At 66.7% G+C, this 4903-nt stretch carries 6 protein-coding genes; 1 reads left to right on the forward strand and 5 read right to left on the reverse strand.

Annotation, left to right across the window (positions count from 1 at the left end; all coding sequences use genetic code 11):
* The 3 genes from WAN71_RS08455 to WAN71_RS08465 form a co-directional block, all read right to left on the reverse strand.
* On the reverse strand, positions 1-638 hold a 638-nt coding region (locus tag WAN71_RS08455; RefSeq protein WP_422224893.1), incomplete at its 3' end, for a 3-deoxy-7-phosphoheptulonate synthase.
* 129 nt (positions 639-767) lie between these two features.
* A complete protein-coding gene (locus tag WAN71_RS08460; RefSeq protein ID WP_422224894.1) occupies positions 768-1274 on the reverse strand; it encodes a polyadenylate-specific 3'-exoribonuclease AS in 507 nt (168 codons plus the stop codon).
* Between the two features lie 17 nt (positions 1275-1291).
* Positions 1292-2170, reverse strand: coding sequence for a hypothetical protein (locus tag WAN71_RS08465; RefSeq protein WP_422224895.1), 879 nt, complete (start codon positions 2168-2170; stop codon positions 1292-1294).
* An 83-nt stretch (positions 2171-2253) separates the two neighbouring features.
* On the opposite strand from WAN71_RS08465, the gene WAN71_RS08470 reads away from it, so the two are divergent.
* A complete protein-coding gene (locus WAN71_RS08470; protein WP_422224896.1) occupies positions 2254-3585 on the forward strand; it encodes a glycosyltransferase 87 family protein in 1332 nt (443 codons plus the stop codon).
* A gap of 16 nt (positions 3586-3601) precedes the next feature.
* Here WAN71_RS08470 and WAN71_RS08475 read toward each other — a convergent pair whose 3' ends face one another.
* Both WAN71_RS08475 and WAN71_RS08480 read right to left on the reverse strand, forming a co-directional pair.
* Positions 3602-4330, reverse strand: a complete 729-nt coding sequence (locus WAN71_RS08475; RefSeq protein WP_422224897.1) for a lysophospholipid acyltransferase family protein — start codon at positions 4328-4330, stop codon at positions 3602-3604.
* A 137-nt stretch (positions 4331-4467) separates the two neighbouring features.
* The gene (locus WAN71_RS08480) at positions 4468-4845 is read right to left on the reverse strand and encodes a hypothetical protein (protein ID WP_422224898.1); all 378 of its coding nucleotides are present in this window, start codon (positions 4843-4845) and stop codon (positions 4468-4470) included.
* Positions 4846-4903: the final 58 nt, after the last annotated feature.

Genomic DNA, 4903 nt, shown 5'->3' on the forward strand with positions numbered 1-4903 from the left:
CGCGCGCCGGCCGGCGAGGTCCGGACGAATTCCCGGTTCCAGTCGTGCACCAGATGCAGCGACGCCAGCCCCGACGACGTCAGGGCGCGCACCAGGTTCATCGCCGCACCGGCGTTGGCGTAAGCGCGTACCAACCGCGACGGGTCGTGCTCGCGCGCCGCGGCGTCCGGGGCGAATCCGTTGACCATGTCGCCGCGGTAGGAGCGCAATCCGAGCGCGTCGAGGTCCGACGACCGGGGCTTGGCGTACTGCCCCGCAATGCGGGCCAGCTTGACCACCGGCACGCTGGCGCCATAGGTCAACACCACCGCCATCTGCAGCAAGGTACGGATATTGCCCCTGATATGCGGTTCGGTGTTGTCAACGAACGTCTCGGCACAGTCGCCGCCCTGCAGCAGGAACGCCTCACCCCTGGCTACCTGGGCCAGCATTTCCTGAAGCCGCACGACCTCCGACGGCACCGTCACCGGGGGAACACTCTCCAGGACCGTTCGTATCGGCTCGACCTGCTCGGGCGTCCAACTCGGCTGCTGTGCGGCGGGCTTGGCCAGCGCGGCGTCCAGCCGGGCCCGCAAATCCGCCGGTAGCGGAGGCAGCGGCGGCAGCTGCTCTATCGGTACGTCAACGGTCCAGTTCACCCGTCTATGGTAACTGGGCGCCACGGCCTCTTAGTCAAGCAGCGATCAGGGCGAACGCTCATCGGCCGACTGCTCAGCGGGCCGCACCGCGGCTCGCATCGTCGTCGCCTTACCTCATCGGCCGACTCCTCAGCGGGCCGCGGTGCGGCCCGCATCGTCGTCGGCCGTGATCAACCGGTGTCGCCGTAGCTGGTCTCGAGCGTCGACCAGCGCGTCGTGCACATCCCGCGGCCGGGGCGGCAGCCGCGGGCGCCCGCGGTCTTCCCAAAGCTGGCGTAGCTCACGGGTGAATCGCGGCATCGTCGGCGGCAACTGGGTCATCGGGCCCCACAACTGGCACAGCACAACGTGGTCGTAAGCGCCGACCCAGGCCCACAGCTCGATCGGCTCGGCACCGTCGATGTCAAAGAACGCCTCGAGGTCCGAGCGGATCCGGGCCCGCGGGCGCCACAGCTGCGAAGCCGGTGGGGGTAGTTTCGGCAGCACGTGGGTGCGCACCCAGCTGCCGGCCCGCTCGGGGTCGAATTCGGTCGACACTGCGTAATATTCGCGGCCGTCCTCGGCTACCACCCCGATCGAGATCAGCTCAATCGTGCGTCCGTCATCGATGAATTCCGTGTCGTAGAAGTACCGCACGTGTTCCTAGCCGCCGGTCACCCGATGCCGGCACCGCTGGCGACCACGCGCGGCGGGTGCGGCGGCGGCGCCGGATGGACTTCACGGTCCAGCAGCGCGTCGACCATGCGGTGGTCGGGGCGGCGCGGCGTGCCGGCGACCGTGTATTGCACCCACAGCTTGGCCCGCACGACGGGGCGGCGCAGCGTTCGCTCGCGTTGCAGCGCACGCGCCATCTTGGTTAGCCGGCTCATGTAAAACCAGCGGGCCCACGGGGCTTGCGGGCGCGACAATCGGATCGCACCGATGACCAGCAGCGGGACGAAGAACATGCCGATCAGGCCGGTCCACACCTTGCCCTTGAGCACAACCAGCACCGCCAGCGGCAAAATCAGCACCATCGCGAAGACCACGCCGGTGCGCAGTAGCACCGAGTGGGTGGTGTCTTGCCACAGGCTGAGGAAGAACATCAGCGGGTGCAATCCCAGCACCAGCAGTCCACCCACCGCCACTGCGGCGAACACCGCGTCGACCGACGTCCGGCCATCTTCCTCCCAATAGACGTCGGATAGGTGCAGGATCAACGCATACTCGTCGAGCACCAGCGCGGCTCCGATGCCGAAGACGATGGCGCCCAGGGTGTATTCCGGTTCGTGCCCGTTGACCGACAGGGCCACCAGCGTCACCCCGGAGACCATCACAAGCAGCACTCCGACCACCACATGGTGGATGTGCATTTTTCCGGTGTGAATGTTGCGTGGCTCCCACCACTTTGGCGGCACACCGCGGTCCGCGCGATGGCGGATGTAGCGCACGAGGGTGCGGGCCACGAAAAAGGTGAGGATGAAGGCGATCAGACAGCACAGCAACGGCAGTCGACCACGGCCGATGATGTCGTCTTCGAACCAACGGAGCACCTTAGAAAACCTACGCCCACTTCGCGCCGACGGCCCTCCGCGACACCGGCTCAGACATCCGCCCCGATAGGCTGGTCACCGACATGAGTACATGGCAGTCGCCCGACGTGGGCAGTTGGCGTGGGGCCGTAGCCCGTGTTACTGACGGAGCGCAGCCGGGTGTCTGGCGAAATGCCTGGTGGGCGTTGCTCCAGCTGGTGGCCCTGGCCGCACTGGGCTACGCCGGCTGGCGGCTCGTCGGTCATACCCCGTACCGCATCGATATCGACGTCTACCGGATGGGCGGCCAGGCCTGGCTGGATAACCGTCCGCTCTACGCCGACGGTGCGCAATTTCACACCCCGATCGGCCTGAACCTCCCGTTCACCTATCCCCCGCTCGCCGCCATCGTGTTTTGCCCCTTCGCCTGGTTGGGCCTGCCGATCGCCAGCGTGACGATCACGCTGATCACGTTGGCGCTGCTGCTCGTCTCCACGATGATCGTGCTGACCCGACTCGACGTGTGGAGCACCGTGCGGCTGGTGCCCGGGCCGGCCTGGCTGCGCCGGTGGTGGCTGACGGCGCTGATCGTGGCCGCGGCGGCGATCTACCTGGAGCCCATCAAGTCGAACTTCGCCTTCGGCCAGATCAACGTCGTGCTGATGACGCTGGTGATCGCGGACTGTGTGCCGCGCCGCACCCCGTGGCCCCGTGGGCTGCTGCTGGGACTCGGCATCGCCCTCAAACTCACCCCGGCGGTGTTCCTGCTTTATTTCTTGCTGAACCGCGACAAACGGGCCATGTTGACCTCAATGGCGTCCTTCCTGGCGGCGACCCTGGCCGGGTTTGTACTGGCCTGGCGCGACTCCTGGGAGTACTGGACCGACACGATCAACAACACCGACCGGATCGGTGCGGCGAGCTTGAACACCAACCAAAACGTCGCCGGGGCGCTGGCGCGGCTGGGCCTCAACGATCACGAACGCTTCCTGCCGTGGGTGGCTGCCTGCCTGCTCGTGCTGGCGCTGACGGTGTGGGCGACGCGGCGGATGCTGCGCGCCGGCGAGCCGACCCTGGCGATGATCTGTATCGCGCTGTTCGGGCTGGTGGTTTCGCCGGTGTCCTGGTCGCACCACTGGGTGTGGATGCTGCCGACGGTGTTGGTGACGGCGGTGCTGGCCTGGCGGCGACGCAACGCCGCGCTTGCCGCGGTCAGCGCGGCCGGGCTGGCATTGATGGTGTGGACACCGATCGATCTACTTCCCAAGCATCACGAGCTGGGCGCCGCGGGGTGGCGTCAGTTCGCTGGCGTGTCCTACCTGTGGTGGGCGCTGGCGACCATCGTCGCGGCCGGTGCCACGGTCGCTGTCAGCACCGCCACCGCCACTGCGTCACGGGCTTCCACCACGCCGACGCCGGTGTCGGCAGTCAGCTGACCCGGACTGCGATTCGTTAGCCCGCTGCGGTCTCGGGGATCCGCGTGTCCGATTGCGTTGCCGGTCCGGACCCATTGCCGTTTTTGAGGGTGCCGGCGTAGATGTCGACGTATTCCTGACCGGAAAGCCCCATCAGCTCGTAGATCACCTCGTCGATAACGGCTCGTTCGATGAAGCGGTTGCCCGCCAGCCCGTCGAATCGGGAGAAGTCCATCGGCTTGCCGAATCGGACGGTGACCCGGCCGAACCGCCACATCTTGCTACCGGGCGGATTGACGACGTTGGTGCCGATCATTGCTACCGGTATCACCGGAACTCCGGTTTCCAGCGCCAGACGAGCCAACCCGGTCTTGCCCTTGTACAGCCTGCCGTCGGGCGAGCGGGTGCCCTCGGGATACATGCCGAGCAGCTTGCCCTGGCTCAGCAACCGTTCAGCGGTATTCAAAGCGGCTTGCGCTGAGTCGGCATCGCTGCGGTCGATGGGCACCTGCCCGGTGGTGCCGTAAAACCAGCGGCTGAACCAACCCTTCAGCCCGGTGCCGGTGAAGTATTCGGCCTTCGCCAGGAACGTGATCCGGCGCCGGACGACCAGCGGCAGATAGAAACTGTCGGCGACCGCCAGGTGGTTACTGGCCAGGATCGCCGGGCCGGACTGCGGGACATATTCCAGTCCTTCGACTTTCGGCCGGCCAAGGAAGGCCAGCAACGGGCCCATGAAGATGTACTTGAAAAGCCAGTACCACATGGACCCTCCCAATTGCCCGAGACCGTTAGTGTTCTGCGCCAAGAGTACCGATCCAGTGTGGACGGGACCACATCGACGCTTGCGACCTGCTTACTCTTCGGCGGTAAGCCGGTTGCCGTTAACCCGAACCGCCGCGGCTACTCCTCGACGGTGACGGTGATGGGCTGATATCGGCTCGTTGGACCAGCATCGGCTTCGGTATCGGCTTCGGCACCATCACCCGGCGGACCGTCCGGCGGCGGCTTCGATCCGTCGACTTGCTCGATGATGGCTCGGACCACCGCCAGCAGCGCGACGCTGTGTTCCGCGATGACGGTCAACAACGGGTGTTCCTCCCCAGTCACCACCGCGGCCAACGCACACACCGGACACCACACCTGCTGACACTTGCCGGTGCCGGCGCCGTCGCCAAGCGCCCGCGCCGCCGCCAAGCGGACCGCAGGGTCGATCCCGTCGAGAATGCTCTGAGCGAGTTTGCGCAACTCGGGACCGATGTCGGGGTGAATGCCACTCACACGCGTCGCCCCTCCTCATCGCTGCGTCCCCCTCGCCGCTGCGCGGCTGGGGGTGCCC

The organism is Mycobacterium sp. (assembly GCF_049280035.1).
In the GTDB taxonomy this organism is placed as follows: Bacteria; Actinomycetota; Actinomycetes; order Mycobacteriales; family Mycobacteriaceae; genus Mycobacterium.